The sequence below is a fragment of the Limnospira indica PCC 8005 genome, assembly GCF_000973065.1.
Classification (GTDB): domain Bacteria; phylum Cyanobacteriota; class Cyanobacteriia; order Cyanobacteriales; family Microcoleaceae; genus Limnospira; species Limnospira fusiformis.
Map to the genome: position 1 here is coordinate 2,377,223 of NZ_FO818640.1, position 19,458 is coordinate 2,396,680.

The following is a 19,458-nucleotide window of genomic DNA, read 5'->3' on the forward strand; positions in this document are numbered from 1 at the left end:
CTAAGTACAGGACAAAAGTTGTAGAGCCTGGTGAAACCGCCCTGAAAACAAAGGCAGATTAGAGAAAGTGCGGCGTAGAAAATCGAAGCCAGTGCGGAAAAGACTCTGGGAGCGTCGTCCGTGAGCCTTCAAAGGAATGGGTGAACCTTGGTGAATCCACAAACCCACCTTCATAGCCCAAGTAAAAGCCAGGCTAAGCAAAGCCAATAAACGGCTCAAGCGCTCAGGGTCCTTAAAGTGAGTCGATTCGAGACAGAAGCCCCGAGTCTTCAAGGCTCCGAAGAGGTTTTCAATACCCCAACGCCGAGCATAGTCGGGGAGGGCCGTTTCGGGGCAAGCGTTAGTGATGAGAATCAACAACTCCCCCGAATCAGCCAGACGAGAGCCAATGACGTAAACCTGCCGTCCCCAAACCCAACGGCGACCCGAAAGCTGGCGAAATTCTCCGGGTCGCAGAGAATCAAACATTCGTTCGCCGCTACGCCGAGTTCCTCCTAACTTAGGACTAATCAGCTCGCTGTGGCGGATGCGTAGGCGGAAAGGAACCTCGGGGTCGATGAGAAGATACGAGAGCCAATCTCGCCCCACAAATTCCCGGTCAGCGGTCAGACAAGCCACCTCCACGTCAGGAAATAGTGCCTCGAAGCGGTCGAATAAGTCCATGCGTTCGCCACTGTTGCTATTGCCCTTTTTGTCAAGCATCGTCCACAGCAGGGGAAAGGCAATCCCCTCGTGGACGACTGCCAACATCAAGATGTTGAAATGGGTTTGACCGAAAGACCAACAGGTGCGGTCGAGACTAAGAGTCCAAGGTTGGGGAATGTCAATGAGGCTAACGACGAAACGGGCAATCTCTGCCCGGTCAAATTTGAATTGCCGAAAAAAACGTTGTAATCGCTGGTAATTTGAGGAAATTTGCACAGGATTTGCGAATACAGTCGCTATTTCCATCAGATTAACCGTCTTTGTTTGGAATAGCGCCATCAGGAACAGGCAGACAAAGTTTAATCTCGCCCCGTGCCAGGGCAAGTGAGGGCGCAAAGTGTCTCGTAATCGGTTAAGCTCGTTCATGAGAGGGAAGTTTGGTTTGTGGTAATTCCGATGTAACCCTCTCACCCCAACTTGGCGCTACCCCCCCACCCCTCGACTTTCACCTCAGCCCGGAGCGCCCCCTTCAGAATTTTCGGCTAGATTCCCTTTTGGCTAAGACTTTCAGCTTTTTTGTCCTGTACTGAGATTGGTGGATTATACCTTACGTCAATACAACTCTATTTAGTCGAGTGTTACAGGAGTTTGCTGCCGAATTTAAATTAGGTCCAAATCAACACATTATGTTAGTGGTTGATCAAGCCGGATGGCATATCAGTAAGAATCTGAAAGTACCCGAAGGACTGCATTTAATGTTTCTACCGTCCCATTCCCCGGAACTACAACCAGCAGAAAGACTGTGACCTCTGGTAGATGAACCCATTGCCAATCGTTCATTTGAGAATCTTGATCAGCTAGAGGAACTCTTGTGTGCTCGCTGCCGAAGTTTGTGGAAACAGCGCGAATTAATTCGAGGCTTGACCAGTTTTCATTGGTGGCCTCAAACCGAGACTTTACTATAATTGATTATCCGGACTTGATATCACAGTATTTTTGGGCTCGGATTATCGGGTTATGCTTGGAGCCAGTCGCTAGTTTTCTGGCAAGAAGAGATGTTAGCATTGATGGCCCTCAAGCCTCATAAAGCTCAGAATTTTCGGCAAGGACTAAATGCTCTATCCCTTGTACAGCAATCAGTCTAGCTCTCTTGTCACCCTCTCAGGGTGTACACTCAAGATTGGCTATCTTGGGTAGTCGTTTCCCGGTAGGTGGCTGCTTAAACTGCAATAGCAGATTGTACCTAGTCCCGGACTTTTGTAACTTGAGAGTCACTCCTTTGGGACATTCCCCTTTAAAGTCTTGATAGGCTTTCAAGAATCTAGCGTAACTCTCATCGTAGTTGCCCTTCCCCCCTACAGTAGGGGTATTAGTAGCGTTACTCATTTTTTACTCACTTGTTACTCTGCTACGGTTTTGAGTAACACCTAAGTAACGGTAGAATAGGGGTTATAGGCTATGTATCAGGTTCAAGTCCGCCTCCTGGCATTTTCGGAAAAACCTGATCCTGACTGCGATCGCAGCTTATTGCTTAACTCGATAGTCGCAGTCGATTAGTAGGCTATTACTCATAACCTAGCCCTGGCATGGTAGGAAAAAAGCGGGCGGGGGGAATCGAACCCCCATCATTAGCTTGGAAGGCTAAGGTTTTACCACTAAACTACGCCCGCAAATTTGCACTTAACTAATCTAACACAGGAAAATAAAAATTGCAATAGTGCGATCGCATTTTTTCCCCAATTATCTGCCATTAAGCTGTATCCCTTACTGATTCAGGTTTTGGGTTAATCACACAAGTCATTACCGGCTCATCAATGCCTTTAAGTTCGAGAAATTCGCGCTTAATAATCTCCTCATCGGGGACATACTGAGCCACCATAGCGGATACCATAATGCTGTTGGGGGCAGTAGCCTCCTGAAGACGGGCAGCAATATTAACCGAAGGACCGATCGCCGTAAAATCCGATCGCTCTTGGGAACCAAACAACCCCACCACAGCCATACCCTGGTGAATCCCACAGCGGAACCGCACCGGAGGAACCTCATTACGGCCCACCAAACCTCGTTCCTGCCAACCCTGGTTAAGTTTTTCGAGAGCCACCAACATTTGTCTAGCCGTAGCGATCGCGCGTCGGACTTGTTCAGAGGGGCTCATCTCCTCCGGGGCTCCATACAAAGCCATAATCGCATCTCCTACAAACTTGTCAACAGTCCCCTGATTCTCAAAAACCGCCCGAGTCATTTCTCCCAAATACTCATTAAGCAATTCCGCCACCCCCTGAGACTGTAGAGCATTAGACATCCGAGTAAAACCGACAATATCACTAAATAAAATGGTAATCAGCCTCGGTTCCGGGCGCAAATCCAGAGTCAAGTCCCCCGCCGCCGCCTTTTTGACCATAGACTCCGGCAAAAACCGTCGCAATACTGATTCAGTCAGATACTTATTCAAATGGGCTACCCGTCGTTCCTCTGCCTTGAGGGCCTGTAAATTCCTGACCTCAGCTATCAACTCCCGGTCATTAAAAGGCTTAGAAACATAGGCATCAGCGCCGCGCTCAACCCCTTCGATGCGGGTATCCTCATCAGCCTTAGCAGTCAACAAAATAATTGGAGTTCCCCTAAGTTCAGGTGAGGAGCGAATCATGCGAATCAACTCCAACCCAGACACCTGGGGCATCATCAAATCAGTAACAATCACATCAGGATGATAAGTCTGAGCCTTGTTAAAACCATCAGCGCCATTCTTAGCCAAAACTGCATTAAATCCGGCATTTTGCAACATCATCGACACATAGCGGCGCAAATCGGGGTTATCATCCACCACCAGGACAGTATTAGACCCCAACTGTCCGTGGTCCGTGAGGGAAGCCGAACCGTCAGCAACCAAAACCTCCGGCAGATTTATGTCGTCAATTTGTACATCTGGTAAATCGACCTCCACATCAGCCAATTCTACGGCTGCTCGACGTGCATCAAACTCAGCGGGAACATCAAGGACTTGCTCTGGTGGTAGATGAAGATTCCCCATTTGTAGCCAGACGGTAAATGTAGTTCCCTGACCATACTCAGACTCTACAGTAATGCGACCATGATGGAGTTCGACCAACTCTTTAACCAGAGCCAATCCCAAGCCACTCCCCTCAAAGGAGCGATTGGCTGAACCTTCAGCTTGTCGGAAGCGTTCAAATAAATGGGGGAGTTGTTCTTGTTTAATACCAATCCCGGTATCTTTGACCATAAGACGGCAATAATTCCCTTCGGGCTGGAGACTAACGGTAATAGTGCCATCGGTGGGGGTAAACTTCATGGCATTAGAGAGCAAATTGTAAAGGACTTTATCAAACCTTTCCAGATCAAGATAAAGTTGGGGGCAACTCTGTAAATTGGTAACTAGATTAATTTGTTTGCGATCGCAATAAGACTTAAATGATTCCACCGTTTGCTGACAAAACTCCACCAGGTCACAGGGGCGAAAACTGGGCTGCATTCGTCCCGCATCAAACCGTTGCAAATCCAATAATTGATTAACCAAGCGCAATAGTCGCCTGGAGTTACGCAGAGCAATTTTCGCTTGGTCTAATGACAGATCCTGCTGTTGATTAACCACCGTTTCCAAAGGACCTATCATCAAAGTCAAAGGGGTGCGAAACTCGTGGGAGACATTTTGAAAAAACTCAGTTTTGAGGCGGTCGGCTTCTAATAGGCGTTCTGCTTGCTGGCGTGTTTTTTGGTATAGACGAGCCTGCTGTACCGCCAAAGCGGCTTGGGCTGCCACTAACAGGACCATATCAATTTCGGAGGGTTGCCAATGGCGAACTTGGTGATTTTGGCGTAGGGATATGCTGCCAATAATATCACCATCGAGCAATAGTGGCACGACCAATAGAGCCTTAGAAGGCGATCGCAAAGGCAACATCACCATCGAGTCTGGTCGCTGTTCGATATCAGCGATCGCCACCGGAGCGCGAGTTCTAATCAATTCCTGAAGCACCGGGTTGCCACTAATAGGAGCCGCCGACTGAGGCAAATCATCGGACTGATCGGACTCAATGGATTGATTAGTTTCTACCCCCAATAGGGGCAAATTCGTCGTCGTGCTGGTATCAGGTTCAGACAAAGCCGCCGGTCTAGTCTCTACTACTGTTTCTTTAATCGCCGCATTATAAAGGCCTACACACTGCATATATTCATCTCCCGGACTCCAGAGAGACAAAGCACAGCCATCAACCTCCAAAGCCTCCCCCAATTGCTCAGTGATAGCCGCAAAAATTTTCTGAGGGTCAAGACTAGACCGAATAGCATTGGTAATCGTATTAACCAGCGCTTCCCTACGAGCCAATTCTCGCACCTGCTCGTATGCGCGCACCTGAGACAATGCCAAAGCCGCCTGATCTGCTACACCCGCAGCTAACTGCACTTCATGTTCATGCCAATTACGGGGCGATCCCGTGTGGTGCAGCGCCAAAACCGCCAACAATTCCTGACGGTAATACAGAGGCACTATCAAACTGGAGCGAATATCTGCACGTTGGTAAACGTCTCGTCGCTGCTGCCATTCTGGTCCATCGTGGTCAGAAATATCATTTCCCAAACCTTCCGAAAGAATCATTACTTCCGTAGTTTCCCAAACCAGGGATCTCAATTCCAGATCATTATTATTGATAACGCTGATGTTGTCTGTCGTGGAATTTTGATGATTCTGACCTTCCGCTAAGTATGCGAACCACTCCTTCCCTTGTGTAGCAGTGATATCCTGTTTGGTAGGGCTGACTCCAGCCCCCAGCCCTATCAGGTCTGAACCCACACCGAATGAACGCAGCAGACAATAGCTCACCTCAAACATTTTACCCACTGTTTCAACTATGCGCTGCAACATTTCCTGGGAATTAGGACAGGCGCGAATGGTACTTGTCACTTCATAAAGTAACGATTCCTGTTTTTGTGCTAGGCGTAGTTCCTCTGTGCGAGATTTCAGGACATTATGAGTTTCTAAACCTTGCTGAACGATCGCCTTGAGTTCATCAGATTTCCAAGGTTTAGTGACATATTTAAACACCTTACCGGAGTTAATTGCCTCTACCAGGTCTTCAACATCCGTATAACCAGTGAGGATAATGCGGATCGAATCGGGATATTGAGTCGCGGTCAAACTGAGAAACTCTGTGCCACTCATATAGGGCATCCGCTGATCAGAGATAATTACTGCTACTTCCCCCACCTCTTCTAAGATCTTCAATGCAGCCGGCCCACTTTCGGCTTTGAGAACTTTAAATTCCCGATGGAAAGTCCGGTATAGCAGATCTAAATTATCTGGCTCATCATCAACCACTAATATGGTGGGCTTCAATTTTCTGTTGGGGGAACTCATGCACCGATCTCCTGCTGGAAGGGCTCATCAATTCGGGGGCTTCGATGGTCAGTACTGGCACTAATGTGTCTGTAGGGGAGTAGATTACACCGTAGGTGACTCTTCACCATAAGCAAGCCAACCCACCAACCCGCCCGTCTAATTTGAGAGTTGTTCGCGATTAGGTAGACCATTGTAGACCGCTGAGTTCCAGAGGGAGCTATATTCATCTACAAGTGAGCGATACGGAATGTTTGACTATGTGCCTTTTCATCAACTGAGTTTAGTGGGAGGTTTAGCAATATTGTTCCAGCGGTCCCCAGACTGTTACACCCTCATGTTAATCATACTTTATCAAGAAACTGGGTCTCAAACCTTGCACTTCAGGGCGACTTCGTGATACAATAGTAATGGTTGTGCGAGACGTTTAGGAGTGAAATAGGGCTGCAATGCCTGAAATAACCTCCTATTGGGACTTCTATTCCTTGGTAGAATATAAGGAGTGCGCCCTGACCATCCCATAACTATCTATGTGTTCCAACATCTGGACTCGACACCCAGATAAGGCAGAGAGACTCAAGGTCAAGACAGAACACTAGAACGATGGAGTTGTAACCCATCTAGTAAAGCAGGAAGTTGAGAGTAACGGCGGTAGCCACCCCCAGTTTCAGGATTCACAACCCGTCAGATTGAAGCGGGGAACGGAAGGCGTAATAGAGGAACCTACCTCTCACTCGACCACTGCCAACCATCCATGATTAGGGAAACCGAATGTCTGGCTTGAACCATCGTAACTATTGGGCAGCGAAACAGGTTGACACGCTGCGCTCAAAGAGTAAGGGGAAAAGTAGGAGTTTAAGCAAGCTACCCAGAAGCAACGTTTCGTTGTGCATAGACCTTTAAAGTACCCCGGTGGACAGGACAAATCTAAAGATGGAATGCCCACACAGATGGAACGTTTAAAACCCCTCATTGGCTCTCAAGTGGCGGGATGTACCCGTGGAGTAGTGAAAAGTGTAAGCGTATGGTGCGAGACGTTCGGGTATGAAATAGGGCTGAAATGCCCGAAATAACTACCCGGTGAGGATTCCAGCTCCGAATCTGGATATAAGGAGACCTCTCCTGAGCATCCTCATAACTGGTTATATGTCCCGACGCTTAGGGAACTAAGCAAGGCAGGGAACTCAAGGTCATAAACGAACTGAGAAATCAGGGAGTAGAGAGTAACGGCGATAGCCACCCCCAGTTTTGGAAATCATAACTCCAGGATTGAAGCGGGGAACGGAAGGCGTGAGGTAGAACCTACTACCAAGACGCGACCAATGCCAACCATCCATGATTAGGAAGACCGAATGTCCGACTTGAACCATCGTAATACACTAGCAGCGAAATAGGTTGACACGCTGCGCTCAAAAGGGCAAGGGGAAAAGTAGGGGGTTCATCCGACTACCTACACAGACCTTTAAAAGTACCCCGGCGGAGAGGACAAATCTAACGATGGAATGCCCATATAATCGGAACGTTGTAACCCCTCTAATGCTCTGCCTATAAACCAGTGAGTAATGCTATTCACAAGGCAGTAGTGAAAAATGTAAGCGCATGCTTAGAGGGTGAAGGATGTGACCAGAAGCTAAAGCCCAATTGTCATGGTTGGGATATGCCCACAGGTCACGGTGGGGATATATAGCATTAGTCAAGGTGGTTAGGACGCAGCTTTGAGAACGGAATCCATGGCATCATGGAGAGGATCAAACTGCTCAATGCAGTGACGAATACGGGCTTTCAGCCACGACCAACATTTCTCTATCTTGTTGAGGTCTGGCGAATAAGGTGGTAGATAGAGTAAACGGCATTGAGCTGCCTCCACCAGTTCAGCAATCCGCCCCCCTTTATGAAACGTTGCATTGTCCAATACTAGAGTCTGACCTGGCTTCAATGCTGGAATTAAGATGAACTCCAACCACAACTCAAACACTGTCCGATTACAACAACCCTCAAAGCTAAAGGGAGCTAAGAGTTGTTGATGACACCATGCGGCTATCATACTTACCCTGCCCTGCCTCTTCCCTGATTTGAGTGCATGGAAGCGTTTTCCTTCCTCGCAGTAACCATAAGGGTAATCCGAGTCCTGACTATTCATGCCGGCTTCATCGAGGTAGACCACTTCTTCCGGCTCCATCTATTCAATCTGAGCCATAAACTCCTCTCGCTGTTGCTTCCAACGTTCTTGGTAGCCGTAAGTTTTTTTCTGGTGAAGCCAATTTTCTTCAAGGCTCTGGATATGGTGCGAGGAGAGATGTCGTCATCCCAAAGTTCAGCCATTTGAGCGGAGGTTTTGTGGCCATGCTCTTGGGCAAAAGCCTTGAATTTCTGCCAGTCGGTAATTTTGTGGTTATTGCCAGGTCGGTGATGAGGTTTAGGGAGGAAGTCTCCGGTCTGTGCTTTTCTTTGCAGCCAGAGATTAATGGTGTTCCTGCTGACATGGAAAACTTGACTGGCTTCTGTTTTGGGCATACCGTCTAGTTCAATGGCATCAATAACTTTTTGTCTGAGGTCGTAACTATAGGGGGCTGGCATTTTTGGTCTTCTTAGTCATCTCGTCCTCTCCATTATACGTCCTAAGTGTTCTGTCTTGTGCTATAGATACTGCGGTCAGTAAGAGTATAATGGCGAGGACGAGTTTAAAGACTACGTGGTGCATATAGCTCTGAACATCGAAGTAGAAAGCAGGTCTCTTGATTCTGCTCCTTTGACAAATAGGGTATCCACACCAGGAGCCGTGTGATGGGAAACTATCAAGCACGGTTCTGAATGGTCGAGGGTGAAGGTGACTTCACTCTCGACCCCTAACCCTTTAAGGGGAAAGGATGTGATTGAAAGCTAATGCCTAACTGTAATGGTTAGGATATGCCCACTAATCACGGTGTGGATATAGAGACCGCGATAAGTAGGAGTTTAATGGCGAAAGCGAGTTTAAAGACTAACGCAAGCATATAGCTCTGAAAGTTGAAGTACGAAAGCAAGGGGTAGTAACCTTGTTCCTACTGACAAATAGGGTATCCACATCAGGAGCCGTGTGATGGGAAACTATCAAGCACGGTTTGGAAGTGGAGTTGGGGAAGGTGACTTCCCTTTCGACCATAACCAGGTGGCAATACCGCTCACATCGTGAAAATTCTGCTGAAATAGCGCAGCACTTTTGAGGAGAAAATAAACAAGCAAGAGCTACCGAAAACTCTTTAAACAGGGCAGTAACCGAAAACTCGGCGAATGAATTAGTCAGCGTAGTGCTGTAGAAATATTTTTGCTGTAAGGTAGATAGGGTAGGGCATACCCGAATCTTGGTTGCAATACCAAAACGCTTGGAGAGCATGATTTAATCTCAAATTAGGTTAATATTTTAGGGCAATATGGTATAAGAAGCGAGAAGAGTTGAGGATAAACCTATTGCCAGATATGTCAAACCCAAGGAAGCGGCTCAAATCCTTGGAGTCCATGAAAGAACACTCCGCAGATGGGACGAAAATGGCTCAATCGAGACCATCAGAACCCCCGCTGGGCAACGACGATACAACGTTGAGTGATATACTGCCAAATCAGGCAGTGACAAACGCAAAGTCGTTATCTATGCCAGAGTTAGTAGCCGCGCCCAGCAGTCCGACCTCAACCGACAGGTGGCCGCACTGTCCAACCTCTACCCCGAAGCAGAAGTCGTCTCAGAAATCCGAGGCGGGCTCAACTTCAAGGGAAAGAAAATGCTGGCCTTACTGGGACATCATTTGTCAGGAGATGTCGGCATGGTTGTCGTTGCCCACAAAGACTGATTGGCAATATGGGGATTTGACTTGTTTCGATGGCTCTGTGAGCAAAACAGGTGTTCACTCATGGTTCTCAACCAGACAAGTCTCAGTCCAGAACGACAAATGGTTGAGGACAGGACATCCTCGCCCTCCTCCACTGCTTCAGTTCCCGATTATACGGAGTGCGTAAATACAAAACTCAGGTCAAAGAAGATCCGGATTTACCCCAGCCCAGAGCTAAATCAAGTCTGGCGTAAATGGCTGGCTGCTTGTCGGTATTGCTACAACCAAGCAATTGCATTATCTAGGAGTGGTAAACGACTAAGCAAACTGAAATTACGCAACGAAGTGATGCAGAGTGACTTACCCGAATGGGTCAAAGAAACACCCTGCCACATTCGGCAAAATGCCATCTTTGATGCCTATCAGGCTTTGAGCGCCAGTCCTGATGCCAGGTTTAGAAGTTGTCGTGACAGCTCTCAAGGGATTAAGTTCAATAATACTAATTTCTCTTCAGGGAGTTGGTATCCAAGACTAACGAAAGGATTAACTTTCATGGTTTCCGAACCCATCCCTAAAACTTGCGGGCAAGGGACTCAGTTGGTGTTTACCAAAGGTCGATGGTTGGCGATTTTCCCTGAACCAGTTGCCGTTACCCCAACTGACGCTACTGGCGTGATTGCATTAGACCCGGGCGTCCGAACTTTTATGACCGGGTTTGATGGTTCACGGTTTCTGGAATTGGGCTCCGGGGATATTGGACGCATTACTAGGCTATGTCAACATTTGGATGATTTGATGAGCCGAATCGCCAAGGAACCCTGTCGTTCAAGAAGGCGACGGATGAGGCAAGCGGCTCAACGAATGAGAACCAAAATCCGCAATCTAGTTGATGAAGCCCACAAACAAATTGCTCACTACTTGACTCACAACTACAGCATAATTTTTCTGCCGACCTTCGAGACTTCCGATATGGTTGCCAAGGTGAAGCGTCTAATTAGGTCTAAGACTGCCCGCGCCATGCTGACATGGGCGCATTATCGATTCAAACTAACCCTGAGACATCAAGGGGAAATAACTGGAACCACAGTTGTAGATGTGACGGAAGAATACACCAGCAAAACCTGTACTCACTGTGGTCAGATGCATTCCCAGCTAGGTGGCTCAAAAGTGTTCCGATGTCCTGAGTGTGGGTTCACTCTACCCAGGGACTGGAACGGTGCTTTTGGAATCTTTCTAAAAGCTTTGCGGGATACCGCCTCTGTTACCTTAACGGGTAATAGTGCTATCGTCGCATTGTCAGGCAATAGCCGGATAAATGTCGCGTAAATGTATCAGTGAACCACTAATAGGGTATCTAGATAACAAGGTGCGAGACGTTTAGGAATCAAATAAGGCTGCAATGCCTGAAATAACTTCCTAATGGGACTTTCACCCCTTGGTGGAATATAAGGGATTCACATTCCTGACCATCCCATAACTGTTTATATGTCCCGACGCTTGGAGAAATCTAAGCAAGGCAGGGGACTCAAGGTCATAAACAAACTGAGAAATCAGGGCGTTGAGAGTAACGGCGATAGCCACCCCCAGTTTCAGGATTCACAACCCGTGAGATTGAAGCGGGGAACGGAAGGCATGAGGGAAACCTAATCCCAACAATCCGACCACTGCCAACCATCCATGACTAAGGAAATCTGAATGTTCCGGCTTGAACCATCGTAATCTAGAAGCAGCGAAATAGGTTGATACGCTGCGTCCAAAAGGGCAAGGGGAAAAGTAGGGTAATCTTGTTATCACCTACACAGACCTTTAAAGGTACCCCGGTGGAAAGGACAAGTCTAAAGATGGAATGCCCATATAAACGGTACGTTTAAACCCCTTTTAGGCTCTCGGCAGGTACATCTTGTTGAGTAGTGAAAGTGTAATCGTATGCCTTTAAGGGGAAGGGATGTGACTGAAAGCCAATGCCTAATTGTAATGGTTAGGATATGCCCACTAGTCACGGTGTAGATATAGTTACTGCAATCAACAGGAGTTTAACGGCGAAAGCGAGTTTAAACACTACGATGTTGTATTTAGCTCCAAAAGTTGAAGTACAAAAGCAGGGGTTGGTAACCCTGTTCCCGTTGCCAAGGGGTATCTACATCAGGAGCCGTGTGATGCGAAAGTATCAAGCACGGTTTTGAATGGGAGTGGGGGAAGGCGACTTCCCTCTCGACCCCTACCTAATCTTCTAGCAAGCTCGGTTCAGACATAACAGTTTAAGACCTAAATAGGGGTAAAACCTGAAAGGGCAATTGTTAGCTCAAGAATCCTCGCACTTCAGGGCGAGGAGTGTCAAAAGCTATAATGGGCCACCCTAGTCCGCTCACCCGCCTTGTTAATTGATCCGATGCCAATGGAGTAATGGTACAGTGTAAAGAAGTTGGCTTGGAATCGTGGAGCCGTTCTTCTTGACCTCAACAACTTACAAACGAGAAGGTTCCGGTGGTGCCTCACACGGGTATCCCCTAAAAATTAGGGCAGCCCTACGGGCTGATGTTACCCGATTAACGGAGATCCTCGCTGAGAGTTTTCATACTCGACAGGGACTCGGTGGCTTGATGTATCCTATTTTTCGCCTGGGCATTTACGAGGATTTGCGTAATCGCTTGGCTACTAGCTCGGGGTATTATACCTGTCTAGTGGCTGCGATCGCAGATTCTCCTCATAAATTAGGTAATATACCTCTAAATGTCCCAGAACATTTGGTAGGAACCGTAGAAATGGCGTTAAGATCGCACAATCCCTGGTCAATTGGCGATCGCTATCCATATATTTCTAATTTAGCTGTTCATCCCACAGCCCGCCGCCAGGGTGTAGCCAGGGAACTCCTGATTGGTTGCGAACAAGTCGCCATGAAATGGGGTTTCTCTGATTTGTACCTTCATGTTCTGGAAAATAATTCCCAAGCACGACAACTGTATCATCAAGTGGGCTATCGCATAGCCCAGATAGATTGGAGTTGGGACTCTGTGTTTTTGGGTCAGCCGAGGCGACTGTTTTTGTGCAAAAACTTGTCTCAGTCTTGATCCATTTTTCTGTTTAATCGCTCTCCCACTCGCAGGATTTGGCCAGCCAAGATAGCCGCGCCAAATCCGTTATCTATATTGACTACTCCTACACCCGCCGCACAGGAATTCAGCATAGTTAATAGGGGTGCTAACCCATTAAAACTTGCACCATAGCCAATACTGGTGGGGACAGCAATTACTGGACAATCAGCTAAACCAGCCACGACACTGGGTAAAGCTCCTTCCATCCCCGCTACTACAATTAAAACATCAGCATCCGAGATTAAATGCCAGTTTCCTAATAGTCGGTGAATTCCTGCTACCCCCACATCCCACAGTCGCTTTACCTGAAACCCTGATAAGCTGGCGGTGACCGCTGCTTCCTCCGCCACAGATATATCAGCAGTTCCGGCGGTTAAAATTCCTATTACACCCACAGATTGCGGTTCAGCAGACCGATAACGCCTATCTAAGGCACAAATCTTAGCTTCTCGATAATATTCTAAATCTGGCATTTCCCGCCGCAGTTCTTCATAAACTTCCGGCTCAATTCGGGTCGCCATCACTACCGGATTTCGTCCCTGCATAGTCTGCATTATTTCTCGGATTTGCTCTGGGGTTTTTCCCGGTCCCCAAATCACTTCGGGAAATCCGGTTCTCAGTTGTCGGTGATTATCTATTTTGGCATAATTTCCGACCGTCTCAAAATCAAAATATCGCATTTTGTTCAGGGCTTCTCTGGGGGATAAATAGCCTTGTGCGACATATTCTAATAGCTGTTTTAAGGCTTCCGGTGTCATTGACAATTTCCTGAATACGGGTTATCTGAGGATACCGTTTATTTATCCCTATTCGCGAATTTTTAACTCGTATAAATTCCAGAACCCTCTGCCGATGGGTGTATAGTTAATGCCTTCTATGCGATCGCGTATGGCATCGAATACCAAAGGATTAACCATATACAGAAACGGCAAATTTTCCGCAATAATCTTCTGGGCTTCTCCATAAAGTTCCCTACGTTTATCATTATCTAGTTCCTGGGAAGCCTGCACATATAAATCATCAATTTTTTGCTCCCAGTCTGATACCACCCAACCTTCTATTTCAGGTTCTCCCGGTTGCTGACCTTGATTAAACGTATGGAGACGACCATTAACAGACCAAATATTATAGCCACCATGGGGCTCTAAAACTCCCCCAGTAAATCCACCCAAAAAAGCCTCCCAATTGCGAGTCTTAGACAACCTATTTACATAAGTATTAAAACTCAAAAATAGCGGATCCACTCGGATGCCAATTCTGGATAAATCTTGAGCAATTTGGGTCGCCATTTGTTCCCGAACTTTTCGACCCGCCGCCACCAACAACGTCAACCGGACTTGATTACCTTCGTCATCGATTAAATTGCCATTATCATCATAGGAAAAACCCGCCTCTCGCAATAATTCCCTAGCATTTTCCGGGTTATAGCTATAGGTTCTTAATCCCTGTTCTGGAGATAGATAAAAAGGACTTTGCACCGGGAACGGCGAATGTTGTAACTCACCCAATCCTAAAAAAATATTATTTTTCATCACCTCTCTATTTATGCTATAATATACTGCTTGACGAAAGGCTAGATTATTAAACCATCGGGATTTATAGGGTTCCACAAAAGGTCTACCGTCGGCATTTTTGCCCTGATTAAGATTAAAAGACATAAACACAGTTCCGGTATCCGGGCCAGGACTGTAGATGGTATATTGCCCTCTGGTTTCTTCAGGTTTCAGCAGGGGGAATGCTTCTGGTTGAACATCTAGGGTATCGAGGGAACCAGACCTAAAATTGAGTAGTTGGGTATCGCTACTCTCGATAATTTGCCACACTATTTGCTCTATATAGGGTTGGGGGTTCCCCTGTGAGTCTTCCCGCCAATAGTAGGGGTTACGTTCTAGGATAACCCGTTGATTGGGGTTATAGCTTCTGATGCGGTACATACCATTACCAACAATTTCCTGGGGGTCGGTATTGGTTCCCCAGGTACTCAAAAATAGGAGATTTCCTTGAGAGTCGAAATTCCGAACGGAGTCAGCCAAAACATGGGCGGGTAAAATTGGTAAACCGCCTGCATATCGGAGGAAAGGGGCGAAGGGTTCGGGGACGGAAAATTCGACCCGCCGATCATCGAGTTTTTTAACGGTGGGTAGGGTGCGATCGCGTCCTACTCTGAGAATATCTTTAAAGCTGCTGGGGATTTGGTCATTGAAATAGATCTCGTTGTAGGTGAAAATCACATCATCTACGGTCATGGGTTCACCGTCAGACCATTTTAAACCCGATCGCAGGGTGATGATAATCCTTTGACCATTTGGGGCAATTTCCCAAGACTCTGCTAGACCTGGTTGGAGTTCTCCGGTAACGGGGTGTTCTTCGATGACGGGACTATAAATATAGCCAAAAACGCTATAGGCGGATTCATTTAGCGGATAGTTAAACGTACTCGGACCGCTAGGGGTGGGAATAACTAGGCGGGAGGGTCTGTCGGCAGATTGGGCGACACCACAACCCCATAAGCCTAGGGCTAATAATATTACTAATAATACTGAGGCTAGGCGGATGAGTAACCCGCGCTTTGACCCTGGATAGACTAAATGGTTCATAACTGGCAAAGTTTATGGCGATTGCGCTTTTAGGCTGATACATTTACGCGACATTTATCCGGCTATTGCCTGACAATGCGACGATAGCACTATTACCCGTTAAGGTAACAGAGGCGGTATCCCGCAAAGCTTTTAGAAAGATTCCAAAAGCACCGTTCCAGTCCCTGGGTAGAGTGAACCCACACTCAGGACATCGGAACACTTTTGAGCCACCTAGCTGGGAATGCATCTGACCACAGTGAGTACAGGTTTTGCTGGTGTATTCTTCCGTCACATCTACAACTGTGGTTCCAGTTATCTCGGCTTGATGTCTCAGGGTTAGTTTGAATCGATAATGCGCCCATGTCAGCATGGCGCGGGCAGTCTTAGACCTGATTAGACGCTTCACCTGACTGGCCATATCGGAAGTCTCGAAGGTGGGCAAAAAAATTAGGCTGTAGTTGTGAGTCAAGTAGTGAGCAATTTGTTTGTGGGCTTCATCAACTAGATTGCGGATTTTGGTTCTCATTCGTTGAGCCGCTTGCCTCATCCGTCGCCTTCTTGAACGACAGGGTTCCTTGGCGATTCGGCTCATCAAATCATCCAAATGTTGACATAACCTAGTAATGCCTCCAATATCCCCGGAGCCCAATTCCAGAAATCGTGAACCATCAAACCCGGTCATAAAAGTTCGGACGCCCGGGTCTAATGCAATCACGCCAGTAGCGTCAGTTGGGGTAACGGCAACTGGTTCAGGGAAAATCGCCAACCATCGACCTTTGGTAAACACCAACTGAGTCCCTTGCCCGCAAGTTTTAGGGATAGCTTCGGAAACCATGAAAGTTAATCCTTTCGTTAGTCTTGGATACCAACTCCCTGAAGAGAAATTAGTATTATTGAACTTAATCCCTTGAGAGCTGTCACGACAACTTCTAAACCTGGCGCCAGGACTGGCTGAAAAGGCGAGATAGGCATCAAAGATAGCATTCTGCCGAATATGGCAGGGTGTTTCTTTGACCCATTCAGGTAAGTCACTCTGCATCACTTCGTTGCGTAACTTTAACTTGCTTAGTCGTTTACCACTCCTAGATAATGCAATTGCTTGGTTGTAGCAATACCTACAAGCAGCCAGCCATTTACGCCAGACTTGATTTAGCTCTGGGCTGGGGTAAATCCGGATCTTCTTTGACCTGAGTTTTGTATTTACTCCGTCGGTATAATCGGGAACTGAAGCAGTGGAGGATGGCGAGGATGTCCTCAACCATTTCTGGTTCTGGACTGAGACTTGTCTCGTTGAGAACCATGAGTGAGCAACTGTTTTGCTCACAGAGCCATCGAAACAAGTCAAATCCCCATATTGCCAATCGGTCTGGGTGGGCAACGACAACCATGCGGACATCTCCTGACAAGACTTGTCCCAGTCAGGCCAGCATTTTCTTTCGCTTGAAGTTGAGCCCGCCTCGGATTTCTGAGACGACTTCTGCTTCGGGGTAGAGGTTGGACAATGCGGCCACCTGTCGGTTGAGGTCGGACTGCTGGGCGCGGCTACTAACCTAACTCTGGCATAGATAACGACTTGGCGTTTGTCACTGCCTGATTTGGCAGCAGTATATGACATGACTCAACGTTGTATCGTCGTTGCCCAGCGGGGGTTCTGATGGTCTCGATTGAGCCATTTTCGTCCCATCTGCGGAGTATTCTTTCATGGACTCCAAGGATTTGGGCCGCTTCCTTGGGTTTGACATATCTGGCAATAGGTTTATCCTCAACTCTTCTCGCTTCTTATACCATATTGCCCTAAAATATTAACCTAATTTGAGATTAAATCATGCTCTTTTTAGGAGGGTGACGGCGTAAGCGGCTATTCCTTCCTCTCGTCCTACGGGTCCGAGTTTTTCGTTGGTGGTGGCTTTGATGCCTACCTGGTCCGGTTCTAATTTTAGGACATTGGCGATGCGATCGCGCATTGTCGGGATATGGGGTTTGAGTTGGGGACGTTCAGCCACAATTACTGAGTCTATGTTACATAACTGCCAGCCTCGCTGTTGTATGAGGCTATGAACTTGTTCTAGTAAGACTAGGCTATCAGCACCCGCCCAGCGTTCATCTGTGGGGGGAAAGTAAACGCCGATATCTCCTAAACTAAACTTAGCGCCCCTAACATAGCATCCATGATGGCATGGGTGAGGACATCGGCATCGCTGTGACCGAGTAATCCTAGATGATGCTCAATTTTAACGCCGCCTAGTATTAGGGGACGGTTTTCGACTAGCTGGTGAATGTCGTATCCGTTTCCGATGCGAATGTCCATGGGGCCCTCTCTACTGCTACGGTTTTTATTATCGGCTAGTTTGTTGATTAGATGCGATCGCCCATCAGTCCCGCTAGAGGATAAACCCTTGATTTGACTCGGTTTCGGCGGTTGGCGAATTTTTTTTTCAGAAAAGCGTAAAGAAATGTTGCAAAGTTGGTGGTAAGTGTGTTAAGTTTTCTTTAGTTGAATCAAGCAAACCTATCTAGGAGTAACTCACAATGGAAAATCAAGGAACTAAATTTGGTTTCACCGAATTCGCGGAAACCTGGAACGGTCGCCTCGCTATGCTTGGTTTCGTCATCGGTGTTGGTACCGAGTTACTGACCGGCCAAGGTATTCTGTCTCAATTAGGCTTAATGTAGTTTTCCTCAAGTGACGGGGATCTATTTTTCCTAATTCTGGGGATTCGGCTCTATAATTAACTTCTAAGGATTCTGAGGCTATAGCTTCGGAATCCTTTAATTTTTGTGGTTTTTGGTATCAATGAAGCTCACCCCACCTGCCCAAGGCAGGTGGGGGTGTCAGTGCTAACCTGAGACTGTACGAGTCCACAGGTCACACAAACAAGCCCAGCTTCTAGGCGAGGAGCCCTCGAACGTTGGATCGAGGGCTCCTCGCTGTCCTTTCGGCGAGTGAGCTGAAGAATACCTCGTGCAGCAATATTGAGCGCCCCATTGAGGTCTGCATTGTATCGCTTGCCCGAGGAAAATTTAGCCAGAGCATAGTTGTTGGAGTCTCGCCCTTTCGACTCCACTACCGTCATAAGCCAACTTTTAGGTGGAGCTACGATACCTTGGCCGGNCAGTAACTCGGTACCAACACCGATGACGAAACCAAGCATAGCGAGGCGACCGTTCCAGGTTTCCGCGATTTTTTTTAAACCCCCCCCCCTTCCTTGATTTTCCATTGGTGAAAACAAATAGATAGGTTTGCTTGAATCCACTAAAGAAAACTTAACACACTTACCACCAACTTTGCAACATTTCTTTACGCTTTTCTGAAAAAAAAATTCGCCAACCGCCGAAACCAAGTCAAATCAAGGGTTTATCCTCTAAGCGGACTGAATGGGCAACGCATCTAATCAACCAACTAACCAAATAATAAAACCCGTACAGTAGAAAAGGGCCCCATGGACAATCGCACTCGAAAACGATACCAAATTCAACCAACTAGCCAAAACGTCCCCTAAATACTAAGGGGGGTTAAATTTAACCACCACTTGGATTACCTCGGTCCCAACGAGCCCAATTTCCCCACCCCTGCCCATATGGATGCTTAGTTAAGGGGCCCTTAATTTAAAGAAATTCTCGGCGTTTAACTTCCCCCCCCAAAATGAACGCTGGGCGGGGTCTTGAATACCCTAATTCTTATTAAAAACAAAATTCAAAGTCCTTTAAAAAACGGGAGAGGGGGGAAAGTTTATGTAAAAAAAAAAACCAATATATTTGGGGGGTAGAACCCTTCCCCAACCTAAAAAACCTCAATATTCCCGCAACAATAGGCCCGAATTTTCATTTTCCCCCAATATGTCTTTAAAAATATTAAAAAAACCCCGCCACACACCGGGGGGGGGGCCATAAAAAAAAGCACCCCCCCCCCCCCCCCACCCACGAAAAAAAAAAAACCTTCCCGTCGCACACCACACCGCGGCGCAGAGAAGAGAAAGGGCAATAAGAAA

8 protein-coding genes, 1 tRNA gene and 7 pseudogenes are annotated in these 19,458 nt (G+C 47.2%); 6 read left to right on the forward strand and 10 right to left on the reverse strand.

Going from position 1 to position 19,458, the window contains the following annotated elements:
- The gene (locus XZ46_RS10420) at positions 1-1,071 is read right to left on the reverse strand and encodes an IS4-like element ISAtsp3 family transposase (protein WP_006669216.1); all 1,071 of its coding nucleotides are present in this window, start codon (positions 1,069-1,071) and stop codon (positions 1-3) included.
- A gap of 167 nt (positions 1,072-1,238) precedes the next feature.
- Between XZ46_RS10420 and XZ46_RS34135 the strand changes: the two are divergent.
- Both XZ46_RS34135 and XZ46_RS34140 read left to right on the forward strand, forming a co-directional pair.
- Positions 1,239-1,610: pseudogene (locus tag XZ46_RS34135) on the forward strand (transposase); the annotation flags it as partial.
- A gap of 18 nt (positions 1,611-1,628) precedes the next feature.
- A pseudogene (locus XZ46_RS34140) lies at positions 1,629-1,790 on the forward strand (IS4 family transposase); the annotation flags it as partial.
- Positions 1,791-1,806: 16 nt separating this feature from the next.
- Here the strand turns inward: XZ46_RS34140 and XZ46_RS10425 are convergent.
- From XZ46_RS10425 to XZ46_RS32290, 4 genes and pseudogenes are all read right to left on the reverse strand, one after another.
- Positions 1,807-2,031, reverse strand: a complete 225-nt coding sequence (locus tag XZ46_RS10425) for a hypothetical protein (RefSeq protein ID WP_006669054.1) — start codon at positions 2,029-2,031, stop codon at positions 1,807-1,809.
- Between the two features lie 213 nt (positions 2,032-2,244).
- Positions 2,245-2,315: transfer RNA gene (locus tag XZ46_RS10430), tRNA-Gly, on the reverse strand.
- A gap of 80 nt (positions 2,316-2,395) precedes the next feature.
- The gene (locus tag XZ46_RS10435; protein ID WP_006669053.1) at positions 2,396-6,016 is read right to left on the reverse strand and encodes a response regulator; all 3,621 of its coding nucleotides are present in this window, start codon (positions 6,014-6,016) and stop codon (positions 2,396-2,398) included.
- 1,681 nt (positions 6,017-7,697) lie between these two features.
- Positions 7,698-8,572 (reverse strand): annotated as a pseudogene (locus XZ46_RS32290) (IS630 family transposase).
- Positions 8,573-9,441: 869 nt separating this feature from the next.
- Here XZ46_RS32290 and XZ46_RS32295 point away from each other — a divergent pair.
- The 3 genes and pseudogenes from XZ46_RS32295 to XZ46_RS10455 all read left to right on the forward strand — a co-directional run bounded on the left by XZ46_RS32295 (position 9,442) and on the right by XZ46_RS10455 (position 12,866).
- Positions 9,442-10,052: pseudogene (locus XZ46_RS32295) on the forward strand (IS607 family transposase).
- On the forward strand, positions 10,015-11,124 hold the full coding sequence (locus tag XZ46_RS32305) for an RNA-guided endonuclease InsQ/TnpB family protein (protein ID WP_230428097.1): 1,110 nt from the start codon (positions 10,015-10,017) through the stop codon (positions 11,122-11,124). The pseudogene XZ46_RS32295 and the gene XZ46_RS32305 overlap by 38 nt, the downstream one beginning before the upstream one ends.
- Positions 11,125-12,248: 1,124 nt before the next feature.
- Positions 12,249-12,866: a GNAT family N-acetyltransferase gene (locus tag XZ46_RS10455; RefSeq protein WP_006626066.1), complete on the forward strand. Its 618-nt coding sequence runs from the start codon at positions 12,249-12,251 to the stop codon at positions 12,864-12,866.
- Here the strand turns inward: XZ46_RS10455 and larB are convergent.
- From larB to ispF, 5 genes and pseudogenes are all read right to left on the reverse strand, one after another.
- Complete coding sequence (gene larB, locus XZ46_RS10460; RefSeq protein ID WP_006626065.1) at positions 12,857-13,648, reverse strand: nickel pincer cofactor biosynthesis protein LarB; 792 nt, start codon at positions 13,646-13,648, stop codon at positions 12,857-12,859. The two genes, XZ46_RS10455 and larB, sit on opposite strands and share 10 nt — an antisense overlap.
- A gap of 48 nt (positions 13,649-13,696) precedes the next feature.
- Complete coding sequence (locus XZ46_RS10465; RefSeq protein ID WP_006626064.1) at positions 13,697-15,487, reverse strand: ABC transporter substrate-binding protein; 1,791 nt, start codon at positions 15,485-15,487, stop codon at positions 13,697-13,699.
- A 43-nt stretch (positions 15,488-15,530) separates the two neighbouring features.
- A pseudogene (locus tag XZ46_RS10470) lies at positions 15,531-17,172 on the reverse strand (RNA-guided endonuclease InsQ/TnpB family protein).
- Positions 17,135-17,221: pseudogene (locus XZ46_RS38265) on the reverse strand (IS607 family transposase); the annotation flags it as partial. The pseudogenes XZ46_RS10470 and XZ46_RS38265, both read right to left, overlap by 38 nt.
- A gap of 71 nt (positions 17,222-17,292) precedes the next feature.
- Positions 17,293-17,777 (reverse strand): annotated as a pseudogene (ispF, locus tag XZ46_RS10480) (2-C-methyl-D-erythritol 2,4-cyclodiphosphate synthase).
- Positions 17,778-17,998: 221 nt separating this feature from the next.
- Here ispF and XZ46_RS10485 point away from each other — a divergent pair.
- Positions 17,999-18,142, forward strand: a complete 144-nt coding sequence (locus XZ46_RS10485; RefSeq protein WP_006619489.1) for a CAB/ELIP/HLIP family chlorophyll-binding protein — start codon at positions 17,999-18,001, stop codon at positions 18,140-18,142.
- Positions 18,143-19,458: the final 1,316 nt, after the last annotated feature.